The following is a 25,536-nucleotide window of genomic DNA, read 5'->3' on the forward strand; positions in this document are numbered from 1 at the left end:
TATTTAAAATATAAATATCGAAAATACAATGGGAAAACTCATCGTTTCATTATCGCCCCATGCTCATGGAACTGATACCGTCGAGCGCAACATGTATGGCGTCATCATCGCCCTGTTGCCTGCTTTGGTGGCTTCGTTTTGGTTCTTCGGCATAGGATCGGTCATCGTGACTGCAACAAGTGTTGCAGCATGTGTACTCTTCGAGTGGGCCATAAACAAATACATGCTCCGTAATGAGCGCACCACCGTATGCGACGGTTCTGCCGTGCTCACCGGATTGCTCCTTGCCTTTAACCTTCCGTCCAACCTTCCGTTGTGGATCATCATTATCGGTGCCCTTTTCGCCATCGGTTTTGCAAAAATGCCATTCGGAGGACTGGGTAACAATCTGTTCAATCCTGCACTCGTAGGACGTGCAGCCCTGTTGGTAGCTTTCCCTGCGCAGATGACCACATGGCCTAAGGTAGGACAGACCTTTGCCTATCTCGATGCAGAGACCGGCGCCACACCGCTGTCTATCATGAAACAGGCTATCAAGAGTGGTGATGCTTCTGTGCTCGACCGTCTGCCAGACTCCTTGTCGCTCTTCCTCGGCAATCATCCTGACGGAGCAGGTGCCATGGGTGAAATCTGTGCCCTTGCCTTGCTGCTCGGACTGGCTTATATGCTGTGGAAGAAAATCATCACTTGGCACATTCCCGTGAGCATTATCGTCACGGTATTTGTTCTTGCCGGATTGATGCACGTGGTTAATCCTGTCTATGCCGATCCCGTTTCAGTAGTACTCAGTGGCGGTCTGATGCTTGGTGCCATCTTCATGGCTACCGACTATGTGACTTCGCCGATGACTCATCGCGGACAACTCATCTACGGTGTGGCAATCGGTGCACTAACCGTCATCATCCGTAACTGGGGCGCCTATCCTGAAGGTATGTCGTTTGCCATTCTTATCATGAATGCCTTCACACCCCTCATCAACAATTATGTTAAACCTAAACGTTTCGGGGAGGTAGCCAAATGAAGAAATTAGAATCATCATTGCTCAATATGACCCTCGTGCTCACAGCCGTTACGGTCATCATGGGAGGCATTCTCGCTGCTGTCAACGACATCACGAGTAAACCCATAGCACAACAGAAAGAGAAAGCCCTCGCTGACGGTATCAAGGCGGTCATGGGAATAGACAATTTTGTCGTTGCTGAAACCGATACCTTGTCTCAGACTGATAGCAAGGGAAAGGAACAGCTCTTTGTCATTTACACTATTGAAAACAACGGTCAACCCTATGGCGCTGCCGTAGAGAGTACTACAGGTGGCTTCGGTGGCGACCTCAAGGTACTGGTAGGCTTTGACGAGGCTGGTAATATCTTGGGCTATACACTCTTGGAACACGCTGAAACCCCAGGACTGGGCGCCAAGGCCGACAAGTGGTTCCAGAAGGGCGAAAAGGGTAACATCATTGGTAAGAACCCTATCACCCCGCTCACCGTATCGAAGGATGGTGGTGATGTGGATGCGATTACAGCTTCTACCATCACAAGTCGTGCCTTCCTCAAGGCTGTCAACAATGCCTATTCCGCTTATATGCAGAACAATAAGAACATCCAGAATGGAGCCTCTGCCGATGCGCAGACCGGAGCCACTCAACAAACCAATGAAAAGTAATACGTTATGAGTTATCTGAGTATAATAAAAAATGGAATCGTGAAGGAAAACCCAACCTTCGTCTTGATGTTGGGTATGTGTCCTACACTCGCCACGACCACTTCCGCTATCAACGGTATGTCAATGGGACTGGCAACCATGGCGGTGCTCATCTGCACCAATTTTGTGATCAGTTGCATCAAGAAAGTCACCCCCGACATGGTGCGCATCCCTGTTTTCATTGTAGTGATTGCAGCGTTTGTTACCATTCTCCAGATGATTATCAAGGCCTATCTGCCTGAAATCGACGCCTCTCTCGGACTCTTCATTCCCTTGATTGTCGTCAACTGTATCATCCTCGGTAGAGCGGAAGCCTTTGCTGCAAAGAACTCGCCCGTAGCGTCGCTTTTTGATGGTATCGGCATCGGACTGGGCTTCACCATCGGTCTGACACTGCTTGGCGTTTGCCGTGAACTGTTAGGCTCTGGTTCCGTATTTGGTCTGCAACTCTTGCCCGAGACCTACAATATCCTACTTTTCGTATTGCCTCCAGGAGCCTTCATCACTCTCGGTTTCCTTGTGGCTATTGTAAACAAACTAAAGAAGGCATAATGTTATGGAATATATATTGATATTTATCTCCGCCATTTTTGTGAACAACATCGTGTTGTCACAGTTTCTCGGCATCTGTCCGTTTCTTGGCGTTTCAAAGAAAGTAGATACCTCGCTCGGCATGTCTGCCGCAGTAGCCTTTGTGCTGACTCTCGCCACCATCGTTACTTGGCTTGTACAGCATTATGTGCTCGACGTCTTCGGTTTGGCTTATCTTCAGACCATAGCCTTCATCCTCGTCATTGCCGCTCTGGTGCAGATGGTGGAGATTATTCTCAAGAAGGTGTCGCCAGCGCTCTATCAGGCATTAGGTATTTTCCTGCCTCTTATCACCACCAACTGTGCAGTACTTGGTGTGGCAATCCTCGTCATTCAGAAAGACTTCTCATTGCTCCAGTCGGTAGTCTATGCGTTCTCTACAGCCCTCGGTTTTGGCTTGGCATTGACCGTGTTTGCCGGAATGCGCGAGCAGATGGAACTCTCATCCATCCCCAAGGGTATGCGTGGCATGGCTATCGTCATGTTGTCAGCAGGTCTGTTGAGTCTTGCCTTCATGGGTTTCTCTGGAGTTGACGGCGGCTTGCGACTGTTGTTCGGTCTCGACTGATTTATCAGATTTTCATTATACTGGGAGGTGTGTCAAAGTCATTGTCACGCCTCCATTTTTTTCGCACCTTTTCATTCCTACATCGTTGGCCTTTCACCTTTTCAGTTCCCATGTTCCTCCCATTTTGTCCCATCGTCGCCCGCCTGATTCTGGGATTTAATGCGGATTCACTGGTGACTTACTGAGGAGTTGCCCACGTCTGTGTGCGGACGGAATGTTCAGTGCGATGAGTGATTCTCTCTTGAATCGCAGTGCAAAGATAGTGCAAACCGAGTGGAATGTAAAAGAGAAACTCGTTTTTCTTTTCATTTCCGAGGTGCCGCCTATCTTGGACGCCGGTGCAAAGGTACAAAGAAAAGCAATAGGTTCACCCATTTGTCCGTCAACTCGTGACGAAATGTCCTACAGTATTACAGTTTTTGAAAAGCTAATTTTATTGTTCTAATTAGGCAAATCTTCCCAAAGATATTCATGGTTTTGTTCTTATAAAACTAAGGTAAGGGAGTTCTGCGAAATGTAATGTAATGAAAAGAGAGATAAAAATGGTAAATATATTATACATGCAAAAGTATATTTGTGAGGCGTGTGTGATTAAAAAAACGAAGGACGAAATCCATATCAATTTCATCCTTCGTTTCTCACCATGCCCCAAACTCTAACGAGTTTAACTTCGTTCCTTACGTTCGGAAGTTTCGGGTTTTAGTTTGGTTGTGTAATCATTTCATGAATACGAGATAGACTGCGGCTATGAGACAGAGGAAAGCCAGACAATGGTTCCAGTGGAGCTCTTGTCCTTGAAACATCACATTGGCAATCACAGCGAAGACAATCAGCGAGATACACTCTTGGATGACCTTCAACTGTACCAGCGAGAATGGCCCACCGTTACCCTCGAAACCAATGCGGTTGGCAGGTACCTGACAGCAATACTCGAAGAAGGCTATGACCCAAGAAAAAGCAATGACCCCGATGAGAGGCCAATTGCTACTTGTTCCAGTCTGCTGTAATCGCAGATGTCCATACCATGCGAAGGTCATGAAGATGTTGCTTAAAAGCAACAGACATACGGTATATATTCCGTTCATTCGATTACTGCTTTTTCAGATATTCGTCCATGTGGGCTGCTGCACGACGTCCGTCACCCATGGCGAGGATGACTGTTGCGCCACCGCGCACGATGTCACCACCTGCGAAGATTTCCTCACGGGCAGACTGCATACCTTCATTGACAACGATCGTGTTCTTACGACCGAGTTCCAGTCCGGCAATGGATTTGGGAACCAATGGATTGGGAGATACACCTACTGCTACAATGACCTGATCTACATCAAGGGTGACAGTCTTTCCTTCTACAGCAACAGGAGAGCGGCGTCCTGAAGCATCTGGTTCGCCCAACTCCATCACTTGAAGAACGGCAGCCTTGACGGCTCCCTTGTCATCGGTCAGATACTCAATAGGATTGTGGAGGGTCAGGAAGTTGATACCTTCCTCCTTGGCGTGCTTCACCTCTTCCAGACGGGCAGGCATTTCCTGTTCGCTGCGGCGATAGACGAGGGTTACGTTTCCTCCCAGTCGTTTGGCGGTTCGGCAAGAGTCCATGGCGGTGTTTCCTCCACCTACCACCAATACATTCTTACCGAAGTTGATGGGAGTGTCGGTATTGGGGTTTGCAGCATCCATGAGGTTGACACGAGTCAGGTATTCGTTGCTCGACATGATGTTGATAGCGTTTTCTCCAGGAATGCCCATGAAGTTAGGCAGTCCAGCGCCCGATCCCACGAAGATTCCCTTGAAGCCCTCTGCTTCAAGTTGTTCTACGCTGATTGTCTTTCCCACGATGACGTCGGTCTGGAAATTGACGCCCATCTTCGAGAGGTTTTCTATCTCTACATCAACGATGCGGTTGGGGAGTCGGAATTCGGGAATACCATATTTGAGTACACCGCCAATCTCGTGTAGCGCCTCAAAGACATGGACCTCATAGCCTTTCTTAACCATATCGCCAGCAAAGGAGAGTCCGGCAGGACCTGATCCTACTACGGCAATCTTTATGCCGTTGGCGGGAGCAATTTCAGGAAGACTGCTATTGCCGCTCTCGCGCTCATAATCGGCCGCGAAGCGCTCCAGATAGCCGATGGCTACTGCAGGTTCGTTCATCTTCAGGTGGATACATTTGCTCTCACACTGTTTCTCCTGTGGACATACACGTCCGCAGACAGCAGGTAGGGCAGAGGTGTTTTTCAGCACCTTTGCAGCTGCAAGGAACTGTCCGCGCTCTATATTTTTAATGAACGAAGGGATGTTGATGTTTACAGGACAGCCTTCCACACAGGTGGGTTTTGCGCAGTCCAGACAGCGTTTGGCCTCGGTCATCGCCATGGTCTTGGTGAGGCCGATGTTGACCTCTTCGGTACGTGTTGTTGCACGATAGACAGGGTCGAGTTCTGGCATATTCACGCGCTCAATCTGAGTACGCTCTTTGGGTTTCATGCTCTTGCGGAGTTCATCTCGCCATGGTGCATTGCGGTCGATAAGCACTTCCATGGGTTCGTCGGTAGGCTCTACGTCCATCTCCACGTCGGTGTTTTTCTTCTGCTTGTCGCATTTCTTGCATGCGTTGAGGTGTTCTTCAAAGTGTTGCAGCTCTTCCTGCTCAGCCTCTTTGAAAGTACCCATGCGCTTGAACATCTCATCCCAATCAACGAGTGCACCGTCAAATTCAGGTCCGTCGATGCAGACAAACTTGGTTTTACCACCGATGCTCAGGCGACAGGCACCACACATACCTGTACCATCCACCATGATGGTATTGAGTGACACCTCGCAAGGAATATTGTGCTTCTGTGCGGTGAGGTTTGAGAATTTCATCATGATAGGAGGTCCGATGGCAAACACCTTATCGATGTGTTCCTGTTCTACGAATTTCTCAATACCAATGGTCACCACGCCTTTCTCGCCATAGCTGCCATCGTCGGTCATGATGATCACTTCATCGCTGCTTTCACGCACTTTGTCTTCCAGGATGATGAGGTCTTTAGAGCGGCCTGCCATGACTGACAATACGCGGTTTCCGGCAGCTTTGAGTGCCTGGATGATGGGCAGCATAGGAGCCACACCGAGTCCACCTCCAGCACAGACGACGGTGCCGTAGTTTTCGATGCGTGTGGGGTTGCCCAGTGGTCCTACCACGTCGGTAATATAGTCACCCTCATTGAGCATGCAAAGCTTTTTCGATGATAGACCTACTTGCTGTACGACGAGTGTGATGGTGCCTTTGGCAATGTCGGCACCGGCAATGGTCAACGGCATGCGCTCACCATTCTCACCGATACGCACGATGACAAAGTTGCCAGCCTTACGGCTTTTGGCAATCAGGGGAGCTTCTATCTCGAAGAGAAATACCTTCTCAGAGAATTGCTCTTTCCTTACGATTTTGTTCATGATGTTGGCTTGTCTTGTTTTTGTTTAGTATGAGGCTTCTGTTTAGTCGATGATGTCGAAGCCAGTGTATGGTACGAGTGCCTTTGGAATGACAATGCCCTTCTCAGTCTGATTGTTTTCGAGAATGGCAGCCACGATACGTGGGAGTGCGAGAGCCGAACCGTTGAGAGTGTGGCATAGCTCGATCTTCTTGTTGTCGGCACGACGATAGCGGCATTTCAGACGGTTGGCCTGATAGGTATCGAAATTGGAAACTGACGATACTTCGAGCCAGCGCCCCTGTGCTTCAGAATAAACCTCGAAATCATAGCAGATGGAAGAGGTGAATGACTGGTCGCCTCCGCAGAGCAAGAGGATGCGGTAGGGGAGTTCGAGTTTTTTGAGCAGTCCCTCTACGTGATCGAGCATTTCCTTATGACTCTGTTTTGAGTGTTCGGGCTTGTCGATGCGTACGAGTTCAATTTTTGAGAACTCATGCAGTCTGTTCAGTCCACGCACGTCTTTACCATATGATCCAGCCTCGCGACGGAAGCACTCAGTATAGGCACAGTTTTTGATAGGAAGTTGCGACTCGTCGAGAATGACATCACGGTAGATATTGGTCACGGGCACTTCGGCAGTAGGGATGAGATAGAAATCATCTACCTCGCAGTGGTACATCTGTCCCTCTTTGTCGGGCAGCTGTCCAGTTCCGTATCCAGAAGCAGCGTTGACCACGGTAGGTGGCATGACTTCGGTGTATCCGCTCTTGTGTGCCTCGTCAAGGAAGAAGTTGATGAGGGCGCGCTGCAGGCGTGCACCTTTACCAATATAAACGGGAAATCCGGCACCGGTAATCTTCACACCGAGGTCAAAGTCGATGAGGTTGTATTTTTTGGCAAGTTCCCAGTGGGGCACTTTTGCTTCATCGTTTTTGGGGTTGGCAGTCCATGTTCCCACGGTATCTGTTCCGTCGCATTCCTTCTGATTGCTCTTTACCACATGGTTGTCTTCTGCGGCTTTTCCTTCGGGCACTTCATCGTAAGGGATGTTTGGTATCTGGCAGAGCAGTTTTACCAAGGTTTCCTGTGCTTCACCCATCTGCTGTTCCAGTTGTTTAGAGGACTCTTTCATGGCAGCCACTTCTTTCTTGATAGCTTCCGCCTCTTCGCGTTTTCCTTCCTTCATCAGTTTGCCAATCTGTCCAGCCTGCTGTTTCTGTTCGCTTAGATTTTTGTCCAACTGCTGCTGGGTTTCACGGCGTTTTTTGTCCACGGCCAATACTTCTTCGATGGCCTCGCGTGCACCTTTGAACTGTTTCTTCTCCAGTCCGCTGATGACGTGTTCTGTTTCCTCGTTGATGAGTTTAAGTGTAAGCATAATTATGTGTGTTTATGAATTTTTTTCTTTTTTTTGCTATGCAAAGGTAACAAAAAGTTGCGAATTGGCGAAATGATTCCACCTATTTATTTACGCATTATTTACGCGTTGCATGATGATGGAAACCCATTTGTCGCGGTTTTTCGCACCTGTCAATGTAAGCCCGAGTTCCTTTCCACGTGCTTCAAGCAACGGAATATCTTCGGTATAGAATCCGCTGAGAATGAGTTTAGCATCTTGCTTCATGATTTGACAAAAGCGAGGCATGTCGTTGAGTAGGATGTTGCGGTTGATATTGGCAAGTACCAAATCGTAGTCGGCAGTTTTGGAGTCGAGTAGGGAGGCATCGCCACAGTAAACAGACAATTGACTGTCAACACGGTTGATAACGGCATTATGGCGAGTGTTGTCGCTACTCCATTCATCTATGTCGTAGGCAGTTACATGGTTTGCTTTGAGTTTTAGTGCAACAATGCCGAGAATGCCCGTTCCGCATCCCGCATCCATGACGCGTAAGTCTTTCATGGGCATATCGAGCATCCATTCGCAAATCATCTGGGTAGTCTCGTGGGTGCCCGTGCCGAATGCCAGTCGTGCATCTATTTCCACACTGATGTCGGCAGGTTGGGATGGCAGGTGTCGCCCATCGTGAATCGCCAGTCTGTTGTTGCCTACGATGATAGGTTCGAAGCCTTCCTGTTCCCATTGCTCGTTCCAGTCTTTGTCTTCTGCCTCGCTTATTGTGTAAATAATATTGGTTCCCATTATAGGGAAGTTGTTTACTATATCTTCAAGTGCTTGTCTATCGAGTAATGGTTGCTGTACGTAGCCCCGTATGCCGTGTTGCGTTTCTTCGAAGGATTCAAATCCTGCGTCGGCAGTAAGTGCTGCCAAAATGTCGCAAGCGTCTTGCGAGAGAGGCGATAATTGGAAATCTACTTCAAAATACTTCATCTTATTGCTTTATTTTTGTGCAAAATTACAAAAAATAGGGAAAAACCTACCCCTTCTTAGGGAAAATCCCTAAATTTGCATGATATTTGATAATAAATTTGCAATGTGAAATTATAAAAATGCAATGAGATATGAAGAAGATTATCTTAATGACAACGATTTTGGTGAGTCTCCCGATGCTCTCTATGGCACAGGATGACGATATGTATTTCGTTCCCACCAAGGAATCGAAAGCCAAAGAACTCAAATCCTACGGAATGCCCGCAGACACCTATTATTCTGGTAGTAAGAAATCATCGCGCGAGTACAATCGTCGTGCATGGTCTTCTGTTGCTCCCATTGATTCGGCAGGCAATGATATTATCAATTTCTCAGCCACAGAGGGTGTCTATCCTGATTCCGCATATTCAGAAGCCGACGACTACGCTTGTACGCGTAAGATGAGTCGTTTTGACGGTTATACGCCCAGTGAAGCCTATTGGGAAGGTTACCGCGACGGAAGATGGACAGGTGTGCGTCCGGGATGGTACGATGCTTGGTACGGTTCGTGGTACAGTCCTTGGCGTTCGTCATGGTACGACCCATGGTATGATCCCTGGTACTATAGTTCTTATTGGGGATGGTATTCACCTTATTATTATTCCACTTGGTACAGTCCTTGGCATTACGGCTATTACTGGGATCGTCCCTATTGGGGTTGGGGAGGAGGAGTCTATATCTCAGGTCCTGTGCATGCCGGCAGATCGTGGAGTCGCTCAGGCTATTCACATCATAAATACGCAGGCAACACCGACAGTAATGCCAACCGCCGTGGAGGTAGTCTGGCAGGCTATCGTGGTCAGCGTAATAGTAACATAGACTACGGCACCCGCGGTCAGCGTAACAATGTGCGCGATTTGGGCGGTTATCGTTCACGCTCTTACAACAGTAACAGCAACAGTTCCTACAGCCGTCCGTCTTACAGCAATGGCGGTTCGTCGTTTGGCGGAAGCAGCCGTTCTGGTGGTGGACGCTCAGTAGGAGGCGGTCATAACTATGGCGGACGCCGCTGATGCGTCATCGCTATTTGGTGAGAGATACAAATATTTTATCAACGAAAACAAAATACGACTATGAATATAAAAGCAATTACCGCTGTCATGCTGGCTTCTGCCGCAGCAGTTCAGATGCAGGCACAATCTGAGGTGCCAGCCGTTGGCGACTCGTATGATGCCGCAGCATTATCTACAGAAGACCTGAATGGTACAGCCCGTTATGTGGGTATGGGTGGAGCCATGGATGCGCTTGGCGCAGATATTTCCACAATCGGCACCAATCCTGCCGGTATCGGATTGTTTCGCAAGGGACAGGTGAGCACTTCGTTTGGCTTTGTCAATTTGCAGAATGCCGCCTCGTTTGCCAATGCCAACAAGACCAATGTGTCGTTTGACCAGATTGGTGTGGTGCTCAGCACCAGAACCGGTGTGAGCAGTTTCCTCAATTTTGGTTTCAACTATCACAAAAGCCGCAATTTCAATCAGATACTCACCGCTGCAGCCAAGTTGAATGGTTCGTCGCAGAGTTTGCAGACCACGCTCAAGGACATGAACGGACTGCTCAATAAGAATTCGTTGGCTTATTCGCAGCTTGACGATATTTATCTGGGTAATTTGCTGCTCCAAGAAGATCCTGATACGCATGAAAAATATGTTGTGGGTTATGGAGGCGATATGTACGACTTCAACCGTGCCACCTCAGGCTACATAGGCAACTACGACATAAATATCAGTGGTAATAAAAAAAACCGCCTCTATCTTGGTCTTACCATAGGTATTAGCGATGTTCACTATAAGGACTACAGCGAGTATTACGAGACTTTACAGCCAAACCAAGATCATATAGAAGGTGTGCTCATCAGCGATCAGCACAATATTTCGGGAACAGGTTTCAATATCAAGGCTGGTGCCATCTTCCGTCCCATTGAAGAGTCTCCCTTCCGCATCGGTCTCTCTGTAACTACTCCCACCTTCTATAAGCTCACCACAGAGAACTACACCACTATTGGTTCCAATGTTGATAAGTCGGCAGCCAGTGAGGATTTCCGTTTCAATACGCCATGGAAGTTTGGCATAAGCCTCGGTCACACCATTGGTAATCAGATTGCCCTTGGAGCCGTTTACGAATATGCAGACTACGGTTCGTGTGACATGCGCACCATCGACGATGCCTATTACGACTACTACGATGGCTATCATGAGAATAGCAGTAGTGAGTTTTATATGAACCAGTTGACCAAGAAGAACCTCAAAGGTGTGAGCACTATCAAACTCGGAGGCGAGTTCCGTCCTGATAAGAGTTTCGCCATTCGTTTGGGTTATAACCACGTGACTCCGATGTTTAACAAAGGTGCTGTGCGCGACCAGACCATCGACTCTCCGGGTGTCTATTATGCTTCGACCACCGACTATACGAACTGGGGGGCAACCGACCGTATCACGGCAGGTGTAGGTTTCACCTTCGACAAGTTCCGTTTAGACTTGGCTTACCAGTATAGTCAGCGCAACGGCGATTTCTATCCCTTCATGAGTTATTATTCAGCCGATTATATTGATGCCGACAATGTGCGTCAGACCGAGGTCAATGAGTGTTCACCTGTTAGTGTGAGCGACAAGCGCCATCAGGTACTCTGCACCCTCTCATACAGTTTCTGACCAATCTTTATATTCTACATAAATTTGAGAGTTGCTCCCATCGAAAGTTAAGTTCGATGGAGAGCACTGAAAAAAAATTCTCAAATTCTTTTATGTCTAAAAATAATGCTCATGTGTAGGGCGCTTTGCTCGCATATGTGCATTATTTTTTGTACCTTTATAGCATATTTAGAGAGATATGCTGGCCACAACAAGAAACATTCCAGTTTACCGATTATTCCGGTCTATATGGCAAGGTCGTTCCACAGAAGCACTTGCTTCGCCAAATTAATGACCTTGTAGACTTTTCATTTGTTTACAAAGAACTTGTTTCAAGCATCTGCACAGCTACCTCCACAGGGTTTGTCGGGAGCGTCACTATTTCTCTTCATTTCTTCAAGCAGGAATTTGGGCGTGAATCCCTTTTTGCTCTTCGCCACTTCTTCTGGTGTACCGGCAGAAAGCACCTCACCGCCTTTTCGTCCGCCCTCCGGCCCCATGTCGATGATGTAGTCCGCTTGGCGGATGACGTCGAGGTTGTGCTCTATGACGATAACGGTATTTCCACGATCTACCAGTTTCTGTAAAACATCCATAAGAATTCTGATGTCTTCAAAATGAAGTCCCGTGGTTGGCTCGTCAAGGATATAAAGGGTTTTGCCCGTATCTTTTTTCGACAGTTCTGTGGCAAGTTTTATGCGCTGGCTTTCACCTCCAGAGAGCGTTGTCGAAGGTTGTCCGAGTTTGATGTATCCCAATCCCACATCCTGTATGGTTTTGATCTTCCTCAAGATATCGGGCACATTTTCAAAGAATTCGACGGCCTGGTTGATGGTCATGTCTAAGACATCGGCAATAGATTTTCCCTTGAACCTCACTTCCAGCGTCTCCCTGTTGTATCGCTTGCCATGGCAGGTTTCACACGGTACTTGTATGTCGGGCAGAAAGTTCATTTCTATCGTTTTGTATCCGTTTCCACCACAGGTTTCACATCTTCCGCCTTTGACATTAAACGAGAAGCGTCCTGGCTTATAACCTCGAATCTGTGCTTCTGGCAGATTCACGAAGAGTGATCGTATGTCGGCAAAGACCCCCGTATATGTGGCAGGGTTTGATCGTGGAGTGCGTCCTATGGGACTCTGATCCACATTGACCACCTTGTCGATATGCTCCAGTCCTTCAATACTGTCGTAGGGCATGGGTTTTTGCAACGAACGGTAGAAATGCTGGGAGAGGATGGGGTAGAGCGTTTCGTTGATCATCGTTGATTTTCCCGAACCGCTGACTCCTGTGACGAGAATCAGGCATCCTAAAGGAAACGAAACATCGATGTTCTTGAGGTTGTTGCCTCGGCATCCTCGCAACGTCAGTAACTGGCCGTTGCCTTTTCTGTGGCGTCCTTTTTGCAACTGTTGCTCGCCTTTGAGGTATTGGGCGGTGATGGTATTGGTGTGCATCATCTCCTCAACGGTTCCCTGGAAGACCACCTCTCCACCTTTTCTTCCTGCTTTCGGCCCAATATCCACAATATAGTCGGCATTGAGCATCATGTCGCGATCGTGCTCCACTACGATGACCGTATTGCCGAGGTCGCGTAGCTCTTTCAGCGAACGGATGAGTCTGTCGTTGTCGCGCTGGTGCAGTCCGATGCTTGGCTCGTCAAGGATATAGAGCACATTGACCAACTGTGAACCGATTTGCGTGGCAAGACGTATGCGCTGGCTTTCACCTCCCGACAGCGTTGCTGCCTGTCTGTTGAGCGATAGGTAGTCAAGACCTACTTCAAGGAGGAAATCTATTCGTGTGCGAATCTCCTTGAGTATTTCTGTGGCAATCTGCCGTTGTTGGTCGTCCATGTGGTTTCCCACCTCGTTGAGCCATTCGCGCAGTTCTACCAAGTCCATATTGGCAAGCTGCGAAATGTTTTTATCCCAGATGCGATAGGAGAGTGCTTCCTGATTGAGCTTTTGTCCTTTACATTCTGGACATACACATTCGGCAAGAAACTGGTCCGCCCATTTCTGTCCGTTGCTGCTCTCGCCATTTTCCATCACATCATGCAGATATTTCACTACACCGTCGAAATCTACGAAGTAGTCACTTGACGTATGAACCAGTTCTTTGTCGATGCGCACCGTTTCCAACGAACCGTAGAGTATTTCGTTGAGCGCATCATCGGGGATGTCCTCAATTTTTGTTTTTAGCGTACAGTCGTATTTCTTGAGGATGGCATCGATTTGCCAGAATATCATTTGGTTTTTGTATTTTCCTAATGGCACGATGGCTCCCTCGTAAATGCTCATATTGCGTTTAGGAATCACTTTACCGAGATCTATTTCATTGATGTATCCCAGACCTTTACAGCGAGGGCACGCACCTTGCGGTGAGTTAAACGAGAAGGTGTTGGGGGCGGGGTCGCTATAGGAGATTCCCGTTGTTGGACACATCAGCCGGCGTGAGAAATATTTGACCGCTCCCGTGTCGTGATTCATGACCATCAGCAGACCGTCTCCTTGTTTCATGGCGATGCGGATGCTCTTCTTGAGTCGTTCGTCATCGTTGCCTTTGACAGCCAACCGGTCGATGACCACTTCGATATCGTGGTTTTTATAGCGGTCCACCTTCATGCCCCGTGTGATTTCTTTCACTTCGCCATCCACTCTGATATGGAGATAGCCCTTTCGCCGCATACTTTCAAAGAGTTCGCGGTAGTGACCCTTTCTGCCTCTTACCACAGGAGCCATGATGAGGATTTTGCAGCCGCTATAGTCTGCTGCCACCATGTCGATGACCTTCTCTTCTGTGTATTTCACCATCTCCTCGCCAGTTGCGTAACTGTAGGCTTTGCCTGCTCTGGCGAAGAGCAGACGCAGGTAGTCGTAGATTTCAGTCGTTGTACCTACGGTAGAACGGGGATTCTTGTTGGTAGTCTTTTGTTCAATGCTGATAACGGGCGACAGACCTGTTATCTTATCCACGTCAGGTCGCTCCATGCCTCCCAGGAAGTTACGGGCATAGGCAGAGAAGGTTTCAATATAGCGGCGTTGTCCTTCGGCAAAGATGGTGTCGAAGGCCAATGACGATTTACCCGATCCGCTCAGTCCGGTGATCACGGTTAGGGAGTGGCGTGGAATCTCCACGTCTATGTTTTTTAAGTTATGGACGCGAGCGCCCCATACGTTGATTTTTTCGTCGTTGTTCATCTCATTTCAGTTGATTCGTTGAATTGTCGCAGCAAGGTCACGGCTTTCTTGATGTCGTAGTCGCGACCATCGCCGCCTTTGGCCACCACACGCACAAAATAGACTCCGTCTTTCGCGGGATGTCCTCCGCTGCTACCGTCCCATCCTCCTGTGATCTCGTTCCATTCGTAGAGGCGTTGCCCTTTCCGATTGAAAATGGTGGCACGAAACGAAACGATGTTTTCATAGTTCGACTTCGCCTGATAGATGTCGTTGATGCCATCACCGTTTGGCGAGAAGGCATTGGGCATTTCCAAGCGGCTCTCCGTTGTTTCGCTGTTGTCCGTTTGTGCACAGACGGGCAGTGAGAGAAGGAGAAAAAGTGACGTTGTCAGTGCTATTTTGAGTGTCATATACTAATATTTTTGCAAATTTACGGAAAAATGTAGATTTACCGCATCTTTTTTTGTAATTTTGTAGGCGAAAGACTAAAATATGATGGAAATGAAGAACGGAATATTACGTCAACTCCTCTTTCTTGGCCTCTTTGCCTTCATGGCAGAGACAGCCTGTGCGCAGCTTAATTCTTACCGCGAGCTCCATAAAGTGAAGCGTAAGGAAACCATTTTTGGTATTGCCAAAGACAATGGGCTCACCATTGAGGAACTCATCAAGGCAAACCCGGAGATGAATACGCCAGGCTATGAATTGAAGAAAGGCGAATATATCAAAATCCCCTGGCCGTCTAATCATCCCTCGGCAGGAAATTCAGCAGGGGCAACATCAGAAATCAAGATGCCCGCTAAGCCGCAAGTACAAGACTGTGACATGACGCAGCGTGAAATACGCATCGGCATCATGTTACCCTTGCACGATATTAACGGTGACGGCAAGCGCATGACAGAATATTATAGAGGTGTACTCATGGCTTGCGATAGTTTGAGAGCCAACGGTATCTCTACCGATGTGAGAGCATGGAATGTGGCTGAAGATTCAGACATCAACAAGTTCTTGCAGGATCCCCATGCTGCCGACCGCGATTTGATTATCGGTCCGCTCTATTCTAAAATGGTGAAGCCCATGAGTGATTTCGTGAAGAAGAATGATATCCGCCTGTTGATACCGTTCTCTATCAATGCGCCGGAACTCACTACCAACAGAAATATCTATCAGGTGTTTCAGTCGCAGGATTTGCAGAATGATTCCTATATCACTCATTTCCTGCAACGCTTCTCCGACTGCCATACCGTCATCATTGATTGCAACGATACCACCAGTAAGAAAGGTAATTTCACCTTCCCCCTTCGTCGTCGTCTCGAAGCCAAGCACATGACCTATAATGTGACCAATCTGAAATCGGGCGAAGAAATGTTTCGTAAATCGTTCAGCATGACCAAGCGTAATGTTGTTGTTCTGAACACGGGGCGTTCTCCACAGCTCGGTGTGGCTCTGGCACGCCTCAGCGGACTCAAGACCATATACCCGGAAATGCAGATCACGCTCTTTGGCTATACCGAATGGATGCTCTACACCCGTCATCAACTCGATAATTTCTACCGTTTCGACACCTATATCCCGGCAACGTTCTATATGAATCCCCTGTCGTCGAAGACCGATAGAATCAATCTCAAATACCGGTGGAATTTCCATGCCGATATGATGAACGCCCTTCCTCGGTTTGCCATTACGGGTTTCGACCACGCCTATTTCTTCATCAAGGGACTCCATCTCTATGGTAAGAAGTTTACCGGAGCATCGGGCATGGTAGGCTACACGCCTATTCAGACACCACTTCATTTCGAGCGTCTTGGAAACGGCGGACTGCAAAACAAGAGTACACTCTTTGTACACTTCACCACAGGACGTAAAACTGAAATCATCAAGTTCTAACACCATAGGAAGGACATGAAAAAACAGAAACTGACAATAAGCGCCACGCAGAAGTGCCGATACATACTCATACTCACAGGACTGGTCATCGCCACAAGACTGTCAGCACAGGTAGGCGACTATCGTAACGAGTTTGCCATCGGTGTAAACGGTGGCATGATGATGAGTAGCGTAGGCTTCTCACCTCGCGTTCCGCAGAAACAGCTCGCTGGTTTAAGCGGCGGTATCACCCTGCGTTACACGTGCGAGAAATATTTCAAAAGCATCTGTGCCGTTGTAGCAGAAGTCAACTACGTACAAACAGGATGGAAAGAAGATATCCTCGATGTCAACGACAACCCCTGCTTCTATGCTGACGATCCCGACCATCCGCTCTACTATGAGCGCAAGATGAACTATGTGCAGATTCCTGTCATGGCACGACTGGGGTGGGGACGTGAGCGCAATGGACTGCAAGGCTTTTTCCAGTTAGGTCCGCAGGTGGGTTTCTTCCTCAACGAGAAGACCAATACCAATCTTGTGAAAGGATACGAACCGACAGAACAGCGTGCTTCCTACATCACAGCACAAGACACGATGGCGGTGGAGAATAAGTTCGACTACGGTATCGCCGTAGGAGCCGGAATGGAATATTCACACCCCAAACTGGGACACTTCCTGCTCGAAGGCCGCTATTACTATGGACTCGGCAATATCTTTGGGAATACCAAGAGTGATTATTTCGGTAAATCCAATTTCGGACAGATCGTCGTCAAGTTAACCTATCTTTTCGACGTGTTTAAAACCAACAACTCTAAAATCAAATAAATATTTCTATGTTTAAAAACCATCCAAAAGGTCTGCTACTTGCAGCACTCAGCAACATGGGTGAGCGCTTCGGCTATTACATTATGAATGCCGTGCTCGTGCTCTTCCTCTGCTCTAAATTCGGCTTGTCTGACGAAACAAGCGGTGTGATTTACTCTTTCTTCTATGCCGGCATCTATGTGCTAAGCCTAGTGGGCGGTATCATTGCCGACCGTACACAAAACTACAAAGGCACCATCATGACTGGTCTTGTGGTGATGGCTCTGGGCTACGTCATCCTGTCTGTGCCAGTTATGGCAACCAGCAATAATGTGTCGTGGCTGCTGCCCCTGACCTGTTTGGCACTGTTCTTCATTGCCTTCGGTAACGGTCTGTTTAAAGGCAACCTTCAGGCGATCGTCGGTCAGATGTACGATAATTTTGAAGCGGAAGCTGCCAAAAAAGGCGAAGAGGCACTCCGCATCGCCAAAGGTCAGCGTGACTCTGGTTTCCAGATCTTCTATGTGTTCATCAACATTGGAGGACTCGTTGCACCTTTCGTAGCTCCCATGCTTCGCTCATGGTGGTTGCAGGTCAACAACCTCAGTTATGATGCTTCGCTGCCAGCCCTCTGCCACCAGTATATCAACGATGGTGCAGCGCTTTCGGCAGATGCCCTCAACAATCTGGGTGAGTTGGTGACCAAGGTGGGAGGACAGACAGGCGGAGACCTGACAGCGTTCTGCTCTCACTATCTGAACATCTTCAACACCGGAATCCACTATTCCTTCATTGCATCGGTAGTGGCCATGCTGATTTCGCTGGTCATCTTCATCTCTTCTCGTAACATCTTCCCCACACCAGGTAAGAAAGAAGCTGTTAAGGCAGAGGAATATACCGAAGAGGAAAAGCGTGAAATGGCAACAGAAATCAAGCAGCGCATGTTCGCCCTCTTTGCTGTGTTGGGTATCGCCGTATTCTTCTGGTTCTCATTCCACCAGAATGGTATGTCACTCAGTCTCTTCGCACGCGACTTTGTGGTTACCGACACCATAGCTCCTGAGATTTGGCAGGCAGTAAACCCATTCTTCGTTATTGCCCTCACACCGGCCATCATGTGGATTTTCGGAAGTCTGACACGTGCCGGACGCGCCATCTCTACCCCACGTAAGATAGCCTACGGTATGGGTATTGCCGGATTGGCTTATCTCTTCCTTGCCATCTATTCTATGATGCAGGGTTATCCCTCAGCCGAGGAATTCAAGATGATGGGCGATACCGCTAAGGCTACCATGAAGGCAGGACCTTGGGTTCTCATCGTCGTATATTTCTTCCTCACCGTAGCAGAACTGTTCATCTCACCACTGGGACTTTCGTTTGTTTCAAAGGTAGCCCCCAAACACCTGCAGGGTCTCTGTCAGGGCTTGTGGCTCGGTGCCACAGCCGTAGGCAACCTCCTCTTGTGGATTGGCCCGTTGATGTACAATAAGTGGCCCATATGGGTGTGCTGGTCCGTATTCCTCGTGGTCTGCCTCATTTCCATGGGTGTCATGTTCGGCATGGTCAAATGGCTTGAACGCGTTACAAAATAAACATTTTATCATCACGGCGCATCCTCATCAGGGGTGCGCCTTTTTTTCTTATCACGCCTATGTCTATAGGAGTCCTTGTCGTTACCGTGTGGCTCACACTGGTAGAACTCAATTGCGAAAATCTCTTCGATTACGAACACGACCCAGGAAAAAACGATACCGAGTGGGTAGAAGGTGGCATACGTCGTTGGTCGCCTCAGCGCTATTGGCTGAAACAGCGCCATATTGCCCAGGAGATCATGTCGTGCAGTAACGATACCGCATCATGGGGACTCCCTAATCTCATCGCGTTGACAGAAGTGGAAAACGACCGCGTGCTCCATGATCTCACCCGTCGGTCATTACTTCGCAATGCAGGATATCATTACCTCATGACAGAGTCCGCCGACAGTCGAGGAATTGACGTGGCACTCTTATACCAGCCATTAGTCTTCCGTCCCCTCTGTTACGATTGTCTGACAGTAGAACCCATGGAAGGCATGCGTCCCACGCGCGACATCCTCTACGTCAAGGGGAAATACATCTCTGGCGACACCCTCCATGTCTTTGTTGTCCATGCCCCCAGCAAGCTGAGTGGCGCTCGCTCGTCACAGTTATGGCGACAAAGCGTATTGCAACGCATCACTACCGAGGCAACCCGCATCCAAGTGCAGTCGCCAACAGCCAAAATCATCATCACAGGCGACTTCAACGATGTTGCAGACAGTCCTGTGCTCACAGCATTAGAAGCACACGGCTACCATAATATCAGCAATGGAGTTAAGGGCAGACATGGTGTTGCGAAAGCCTCCTACCGTTATCTTGGCCATTGGCAAGGCATCGACCACATCTTCGTCAGTCCCTCGTTATTGCCCCATCTGGAATACTGTCATATCAATGACGCCCCCTTCCTTCTTGAACCAGACAAGAAGTATGGCGGTCACAAACCGTTTCGCACCTACAACGGATATCGTTTCCAAAATGGTTTCAGCGACCACCTCCCCCTTGTCGTCCGTTTCCAACTCCAACGCCATTAATGTCACATTCCTCCCGAATTTTAACACACGAATTTACACCATATCAAAATTATTACTTAATTTTGTAGCATCAATTTCATTAAAAAAAATAGGATAGGAATAATAATTTCATTAACACGAGCAGAATATGAAAAACAAATGGTTTATTTTAGTTTGTGCACTGTTGGCGATAGAAACCAGCGCCACAGCACAACTGCTGCGCACCAATGTTGCGCAGGGAGAGATTGAGGGTGTCAGCCGCAACGGCCACGCCCTGTATATGAACATTCCATACGCAGAGGCACCTATAGGCAACCTGCGCTGGAAGGCTCCCGTGCCGAAAAAACCGTGGACAGGAGTGTACAAGGCCGACAAGTGGGGCAACCGCCCCCCACAACCAACCGACCCCAACCAGAACGGCAACGAGATTCCAATGAGTGAGGACTGCCTGTACCTGAGCGTTGAGACACCCGCAAAGTCATCTGATGAGCGCCTGCCCGTGTTTGTGATGATTCACGGCGGTGGTTTCCTCACCGGATCGTACAGCGGCACGCAGGAGAGCTTTGTCCGTGAGGGCATCGTTTATGTCAGCATTGAGTACCGCCTTGGAGCACTCGGCTTCATGAGTCATCCGGAACTCAGCAAGGAGGCTGGTGGCCTCTCCGGTAACTACGGAATACTCGACCAGATAGAAGCCCTGCGATGGGTGCACAACAACATTGCGGCCTTTGGCGGCGACCCTGAGAAGGTGACCATTGCCGGCGAGTCTGCAGGAGCTATCTCCGTGAGCATCCTCTGTGCTTCGCCGTTAACCAAGGGACTGTTCCGCGCCGCCATCTGCGAGAGCGGAAGTTCGTTCTGGCCCGTCGGTGAGAAGCGCGACGGAAATGTCGCCGTGTGTACGGTGCGTAGTGCCGAGCAGGCCGGTATCGGTTTCCAAAAGCGCCTCGGCAAGAAGAACCTCAAGCAAATGCGCAAGGTGCCGTTCCAACAGCTCGTTGACAACGCCCAGACGGATACATTCTGGCCTGTGGTTGACGGCCATGCCATCATAGACGACCAGTACAAGCTCTACGAGGCTGGACAATACAACGACGTTGATATCCTCATCGGCACCAACTCCGACGAAGGCTCCTTGTTCGCGTTCCCCATGCCCGTCGAAGCCTATCAGAAACGGGTCAAGGACATCTATGGCGACTGGGCCGACCGTCTGCTGGAGATATACCCCGCCACCAACGAACAGGAGGCCTGTTTTGCGCTGTCAGACATCTTCCGCGACGGTAGCTTTGCCTGGGGCACCTACGCCTGGGCCAACCTCCAGACCAAGACCGGTAAGGGACGTGTATATATGTACTACTTCGACCAAGACTCCGAAAACACCATCCTCCGCAGCAAAAGAGGCGGTGCCAGCCATGTTGCTGAGATGCCTTTCATCTACGGATTCAGCTTTAAGGGCGGTCGCATGACCGATACCGAGCGTCACATGCAGCAAATCATGTCGCGCTATTGGATTAACTTCACCAAGACAGGTAATCCCAACGGTGACTCGCTGCCCTATTGGACTACCTACAAACAGGACAAACCCACGGTGATGATCATCCATGAGGGTTTCCACCTCGACCGCCTGCCCAACCAACGCCAGATGGACTTCTTTGAAGCATTTTTCAAGAGTCGCAGGAAATAGAATATGATAATATACAAAGAACCTATCAAAAAGCAAAATGATGAAACATGGGGGCAGATTTCTGTCCCCATGTTCTTTTTTTGCGAAGCAACGAAAATCCACGGATCACACGGACGACACGGATCTTTCTTGCGTTGGTGCTTCGGAAAAGGTCACACAGAAATCAATCATCGGATTGTTTTCGTTAAGCCATGAGCAGAATTAAAGCTCGCTTTGATTATGCCATGGCGAGAAAACAAAGGCGTATGCCAATTTAGACGGAATTTTGGCCAAATTCTGCAGACAATGATGAAATAACAATTGGTCAGTTAATAACTGACCAATTTGATAAAGCAACACTGGAAGCTTTCCTTACAGTGCAGTTTACCCATCATTATGAGATACTTAGACGATCAGAGTCAATTAATGAACGTCTTTTTTATATAAGGCGTGTTGCAAGTGAGTTTTGGAGTGTTGACAAACTTAAATATAATATCCGTGACAATCCGCGTCATCCGTGTGCGTTTAGGAAACTGTTATATTGTTATATTGTAACGCTTGGGGGTGATGTCGTTTGCCTGTCCCCGTGACATTATATCCGACGTTCCGTTATGACATTGACCTTTCTCTGTGGCATCTTAAAAAAAACGTTTTCCAAAACTGTAAAACTGTAAAACTGTAAAAACTGCTATTTTCCCAAAATAACTCTAAAAACTTGGAACATATCGTTAATATTCGTATATTTGCAACGTACAATGGTACAAATACAGAAAATAAATTTTTCATATTTAAAGGATTTAAAAGAGGCCGTATGTGAATACCGCCTCTTTTCTTTTTATACTTTTGCCTTCAACAAATTTTCTGCGACATTAAATTTTAGTCAATCCATCAATCACCTGTTGGCGGTTGTGGCCATCCTGCCGATAACTCACGTGAATCCAGAAGGTTGTGCTCTTGACGCTCGCACGCTCGAAGATGAGCTGGTCAAACTTCTGGTTCATCAGCCAACACAGCCACTGACGACCTACTGCCGTGGATGGCAATACGATGTCTGCTGCTTCACCAACGAGGTGCTGACTCTTGCTCACACCGCCCACCGCCTGGTTGAGCGACGGGCAACGGTAGCCCGAACTGATGATGATGGGACAACCGGCATACTGGCGCAGGGGCTCTAACACATGCCGGCAGAGTTGCTGAAGGTTGCTCACTACCGCCAATGAAGGCGTGTTGTCAATGCCTAATCGCTTCGCCATGTAGGAGTTGGTAAACTCCGACAAGCGGAAATGCTCTGAAAGAATGATGTCTTTTGCCATGATCAGAATACGTTGGTAGAATGAAACTTCACGATGTCCTTGATCACCACATCCTGATAGATGCTGTCGTTATACTCTCGCGCGTTAAACCGCAGTGCACAATACACGAGGTCGCCCTTGCTGTATTTCCCCTGGTTGCCCAACAGGGTAGCAGCGAAAGTGTCTTCATACTGACTGCCAATCTCTTGCAGTACGATGATGGACTTACTGATCTGAGAGCCATCCTGCTTACGGATGGTGGTAGGTTCTGACTGTGAGATTACCTTGAAAAGTTCTTTCATAATGTTTCGTTATTTAATTGTTAATGATAATTTCAATCCTCTTAATTGCGCCTTATAGAGCCGATCGACCAGCTTCTTATTAGCCTCTGACGTCTGACACAACACCCCTCGCAACAGACGCTTACCCACAATAATGTCATTGTTGAGTAAGAACGGCCCATTCCCCACGGTGATGATATTCCCAGTAGAAAGTGTAGGCACAAACCGCTGAAGTTTCCTGTTCATCACCATCTCCAAACAATATTCTCCTGCTGGCAATTTACGCTCAGGATGTTCACACGTATCGCACACTGGATTATTGTTGATATAGAGTACACCGTCCTGCCCATATTTGGAACATTCGGCACGAATGATTGTTATCTTCATTTCTCGTAATTTCTATATTTTAGCTTTTCAAAAACTGTAAATCTGTAATCTGTAACGCCATTTGTTTTCACATAGCCACGAAACGCCCATTGGTGCAACATATTATAGGCGCCTTTCTTATCCAATCCCTGTTGCAGTCGGAGAGCCTCTGCTTCCTGCATAGTAAACTGGTTGGGCAATAGTTGCAGCAGATTTCTCGGCCCTCTGCGGTTGGATTTCTCCCCCTCAGTTTCTGCCTGCTCGATGGCAGAAGCAAAGAAGCGCATCTTACACCAGAGGTCGTACTGCTCCGACCAACGCACGAAATCGACAATCTCCTTTTCCCACTTGCAACCGTTTGCCACGTAGAGTACACACGCTTTGAGATAGGCGATGACGTTGGCACGAAACGAGAGGTTCTCATACACTCTGCTCTGCGTCATGCGTGCCGTATCGGCATTCTCTTCTTTCAGTTGCTGTGCCAACGCAATGGCTTCCTTACATTCCACAAGGCCGTTTGCCCGACACAGATTTTCGATATATGGCTTGAGCTGTTCGTCAAAGTGATCATCATAAGTGCCATAGACGGGCATTTCTGCGCCAATCTCTCGCTCCGGTATCGTACAGAAATTGATACGCGAGATAGGACCATCGGTCAGCACATTGCGGAAATACTGCTGTCCTTTGAGGATGGTTGTCGAAGCGTTCCAGTTGAACCGGACGGTGACACGCTCGGTCACCGACTGCATACCCACACGCGTCTGTCCGTAGGTATTTCCTGGGTCGAATGCCAGACACATGATGCGAAACTGTTGCTTGCCCTGACCTTTCAAAGCATCAAACTGGTCAATTTCGTTGAGCGACGTATAGAGGAAATGCTCCTGTGCCTCGGCGGTACGCATCACGAAAGCAGGATTGGTCATGTCGGCATCAATCTCCTGGATGACAAGGTTTTCGGGGCGCTTCGCCTTGTCTTTGTTGGCACCCTTTCTGCTCGCTTCTTCCTTCCATGCTTTCTCGCGTTCTAAATTCTCTCGGTCACGCTCCCGAATATCCGCCATGATATGTTTAATGGGGTCGCTGACACACGATTTACCGGCACCCGTGCCAGCCATCAGCACACACATCAGCGTGGCTTCATGCTCCACATTATCTATATAGGGGAAGCGTGTGCGCCACAGGTGGGTTGCCAACGGAGGAAATACCGCATGCGCCACGGCAGCCCGATAGATCTCTGGCGTCTGCGAGGTCAGGAGTTCGATGAGTTTGGGCAGCTTCTTCGGCATCTGAGGCGGAGCATCCTCACCCTCTCCGTCACCATCACAGCGGTTTTCCTGTTGCGCCACCTTCAAGGCTCGTTTCACTATTTCGGGCATCGCCATCGTCTGCTTGCGCTCGCATGCCGAACGGATGGTGGACATCCACCGACCTTGTTCTTCGCCGTAATTGGGCAAAAGGGTTGCTATCCACGATGGGTCATCGTTGCACAGGTAACGCAGGTTGCACGCCATGGAGAAGATGAACGCATTGCGCGACCCGTGTTCAGGGCGTCCGCCCAACTGGTTTTCCAGTGCCTCGACAATCGACGTATAAGGCATTCCCTGATACATGATGGGGTACGTTGCAGACTGGTCCTTGGTCGCCTCTTGACTTGACATTTCCTCCGTCATTTCACACTCTGCCACAGGTGCATTTTCTGCCTCAAACGGGGCATTATCAAAGAGTGTATTGTCAAGATAAATCAAATCATCTTTCGTCGCTCCAGTGGCAAAAAACACGCGCGTTACGTCCTTGGCAGCTTGGTCAAACGGTATCTGCAACAGGTCGCTTGCCCACTGCAAGTTTTCCTCCTGCGAGAGTCCTGCCCTACGGCGGAATACCAAGTGAAAACCTTTGTTGACCGACCGCTCCAACAGCACCAGTCCGAGTTCCTCTTTCTTGTCAAGGATCAGCTGTGGTGCTTCTTTCAAGCGCTTCTCATAGTCCTTCGCCTCTGGGTTAAAATCCACATCCATGCCCACGGTTTTCCCCACGATGTCGTAGCCTTTCAATGCAAAGGGTTCTGATCCTGCCAATGAATAGTTAAACTGCATCAGGCGCAACTTCGCCTTTTTGTTGCCGTTGCGGGCTTTCGTCAGACAGGCAGTCTGTTCGCCCGATTCCCTGAGCTTCATATACTGCTCTCTCGAAGTGATGGGGTAGC

General features: G+C 48.6%; 20 protein-coding genes and 1 pseudogene. 11 read left to right on the plus strand and 10 right to left on the minus strand.

What is annotated here, in order from left to right; genetic code table 11:
- Positions 1-28 precede the first annotated feature (28 nt).
- The 4 genes from CIK89_RS05565 to rsxA are packed head-to-tail and all read left to right on the plus strand — an operon-like array spanning position 29 to position 2,863.
- Entirely contained in the window at positions 29-1,021 is a 993-nt protein-coding gene (locus CIK89_RS05565; RefSeq protein WP_094390409.1) for an RnfABCDGE type electron transport complex subunit D, read from the plus strand.
- Positions 1,018-1,665, plus strand: a complete 648-nt coding sequence (locus CIK89_RS05570; protein ID WP_094390410.1) for an RnfABCDGE type electron transport complex subunit G — start codon at positions 1,018-1,020, stop codon at positions 1,663-1,665. Before CIK89_RS05565 ends, CIK89_RS05570 begins: the two co-directional genes overlap by 4 nt.
- A 6-nt stretch (positions 1,666-1,671) precedes the next feature.
- Positions 1,672-2,256 carry an electron transport complex subunit RsxE gene (gene rsxE / locus CIK89_RS05575; protein WP_094390411.1) on the plus strand — a complete coding sequence of 195 codons (585 nt, stop codon included), beginning with the start codon at positions 1,672-1,674 and terminating at the stop codon, positions 2,254-2,256.
- 4 nt (positions 2,257-2,260) lie between these two features.
- Positions 2,261-2,863 carry an electron transport complex subunit RsxA gene (rsxA, locus tag CIK89_RS05580; protein WP_094390412.1) on the plus strand — a complete coding sequence of 201 codons (603 nt, stop codon included), beginning with the start codon at positions 2,261-2,263 and terminating at the stop codon, positions 2,861-2,863.
- Positions 2,864-3,579: 716 nt separating this feature from the next.
- Here the strand turns inward: rsxA and CIK89_RS05590 are convergent.
- From CIK89_RS05590 to prmA, 4 genes are all read right to left on the minus strand, one after another.
- A complete protein-coding gene (locus CIK89_RS05590; RefSeq protein ID WP_094390414.1) occupies positions 3,580-3,948 on the minus strand; it encodes a DMT family protein in 369 nt (122 codons plus the stop codon).
- A 4-nt stretch (positions 3,949-3,952) separates the two neighbouring features.
- The gene (locus tag CIK89_RS05595) at positions 3,953-6,304 is read right to left on the minus strand and encodes a bifunctional dihydroorotate dehydrogenase B NAD binding subunit/NADPH-dependent glutamate synthase (RefSeq protein ID WP_094390415.1); all 2,352 of its coding nucleotides are present in this window, start codon (positions 6,302-6,304) and stop codon (positions 3,953-3,955) included.
- A 42-nt stretch (positions 6,305-6,346) separates the two neighbouring features.
- Positions 6,347-7,663 carry a serine--tRNA ligase gene (gene serS / locus CIK89_RS05600; protein ID WP_094390416.1) on the minus strand — a complete coding sequence of 439 codons (1,317 nt, stop codon included), beginning with the start codon at positions 7,661-7,663 and terminating at the stop codon, positions 6,347-6,349.
- A 90-nt stretch (positions 7,664-7,753) separates the two neighbouring features.
- Positions 7,754-8,617 carry a 50S ribosomal protein L11 methyltransferase gene (gene prmA, locus CIK89_RS05605; RefSeq protein WP_094390417.1) on the minus strand — a complete coding sequence of 288 codons (864 nt, stop codon included), beginning with the start codon at positions 8,615-8,617 and terminating at the stop codon, positions 7,754-7,756.
- Between the two features lie 131 nt (positions 8,618-8,748).
- Between prmA and CIK89_RS05610 the strand changes: the two genes are divergently transcribed.
- Together CIK89_RS05610 and CIK89_RS05615 are read left to right on the plus strand one after the other, a co-directional pair.
- Positions 8,749-9,669, plus strand: coding sequence for a hypothetical protein (locus tag CIK89_RS05610; RefSeq protein WP_254046360.1), 921 nt, complete (start codon positions 8,749-8,751; stop codon positions 9,667-9,669).
- Positions 9,670-9,729: 60 nt separating this feature from the next.
- The gene (locus CIK89_RS05615) at positions 9,730-11,307 is read left to right on the plus strand and encodes an OmpP1/FadL family transporter (protein ID WP_094390418.1); all 1,578 of its coding nucleotides are present in this window, start codon (positions 9,730-9,732) and stop codon (positions 11,305-11,307) included.
- Between the two features lie 311 nt (positions 11,308-11,618).
- Here the strand turns inward: CIK89_RS05615 and uvrA are convergent, their stop codons facing one another.
- On the minus strand, positions 11,619-14,489 hold the full coding sequence (uvrA, locus tag CIK89_RS05620; protein ID WP_094390419.1) for an excinuclease ABC subunit UvrA: 2,871 nt from the start codon (positions 14,487-14,489) through the stop codon (positions 11,619-11,621).
- Positions 14,486-14,797: pseudogene (locus tag CIK89_RS05625) on the minus strand (gliding motility-associated C-terminal domain-containing protein); the annotation flags it as partial. The gene uvrA and the pseudogene CIK89_RS05625, both read right to left, overlap by 4 nt.
- A gap of 166 nt (positions 14,798-14,963) precedes the next feature.
- Between CIK89_RS05625 and CIK89_RS05630 the strand changes: the two are divergent.
- The 5 genes from CIK89_RS05630 (at position 14,964) to CIK89_RS05650 (ending at position 21,415) form a co-directional block, all read left to right on the plus strand.
- Positions 14,964-16,358, plus strand: coding sequence for a LysM peptidoglycan-binding domain-containing protein (locus CIK89_RS05630; RefSeq protein ID WP_371593282.1), 1,395 nt, complete (start codon positions 14,964-14,966; stop codon positions 16,356-16,358).
- A gap of 15 nt (positions 16,359-16,373) precedes the next feature.
- The gene (locus CIK89_RS05635) at positions 16,374-17,165 is read left to right on the plus strand and encodes a porin family protein (RefSeq protein ID WP_094390421.1); all 792 of its coding nucleotides are present in this window, start codon (positions 16,374-16,376) and stop codon (positions 17,163-17,165) included.
- Positions 17,166-17,173: 8 nt separating this feature from the next.
- Complete coding sequence (locus CIK89_RS05640; RefSeq protein WP_094390422.1) at positions 17,174-18,736, plus strand: peptide MFS transporter; 1,563 nt, start codon at positions 17,174-17,176, stop codon at positions 18,734-18,736.
- Between the two features lie 59 nt (positions 18,737-18,795).
- Positions 18,796-19,752 (plus strand): endonuclease/exonuclease/phosphatase family protein, encoded by a 957-nt coding sequence (locus tag CIK89_RS05645; protein ID WP_094390423.1) that lies wholly within the window; start codon positions 18,796-18,798, stop codon positions 19,750-19,752.
- A 127-nt stretch (positions 19,753-19,879) separates the two neighbouring features.
- Positions 19,880-21,415 carry a carboxylesterase/lipase family protein gene (locus CIK89_RS05650; RefSeq protein ID WP_094390424.1) on the plus strand — a complete coding sequence of 512 codons (1,536 nt, stop codon included), beginning with the start codon at positions 19,880-19,882 and terminating at the stop codon, positions 21,413-21,415.
- A gap of 848 nt (positions 21,416-22,263) precedes the next feature.
- Here CIK89_RS05650 and CIK89_RS05660 read toward each other — a convergent pair.
- Genes CIK89_RS05660 through CIK89_RS05675 form a run of 4 tightly spaced genes read right to left on the minus strand, consistent with a single transcriptional unit; the run spans position 22,264 to position 24,991 of the window.
- Complete coding sequence (locus tag CIK89_RS05660; RefSeq protein WP_094390426.1) at positions 22,264-22,707, minus strand: D-Ala-D-Ala carboxypeptidase family metallohydrolase; 444 nt, start codon at positions 22,705-22,707, stop codon at positions 22,264-22,266.
- A gap of 2 nt (positions 22,708-22,709) precedes the next feature.
- Positions 22,710-22,988 (minus strand): hypothetical protein, encoded by a 279-nt coding sequence (locus CIK89_RS05665; protein WP_094390427.1) that lies wholly within the window; start codon positions 22,986-22,988, stop codon positions 22,710-22,712.
- 9 nt (positions 22,989-22,997) lie between these two features.
- Positions 22,998-23,354: a DUF5675 family protein gene (locus tag CIK89_RS05670; protein WP_094390428.1), complete on the minus strand. Its 357-nt coding sequence runs from the start codon at positions 23,352-23,354 to the stop codon at positions 22,998-23,000.
- Complete coding sequence (locus CIK89_RS05675; RefSeq protein WP_094390434.1) at positions 23,351-24,991, minus strand: hypothetical protein; 1,641 nt, start codon at positions 24,989-24,991, stop codon at positions 23,351-23,353. Before CIK89_RS05675 ends, CIK89_RS05670 begins: the two co-directional genes overlap by 4 nt.
- Between the last annotated feature and the right edge of the window lie 545 nt (positions 24,992-25,536).

This window comes from Prevotella sp. P4-119 (genome assembly GCF_002251345.1).
Taxonomy (GTDB): Bacteria; Bacteroidota; Bacteroidia; order Bacteroidales; family Bacteroidaceae; genus Prevotella.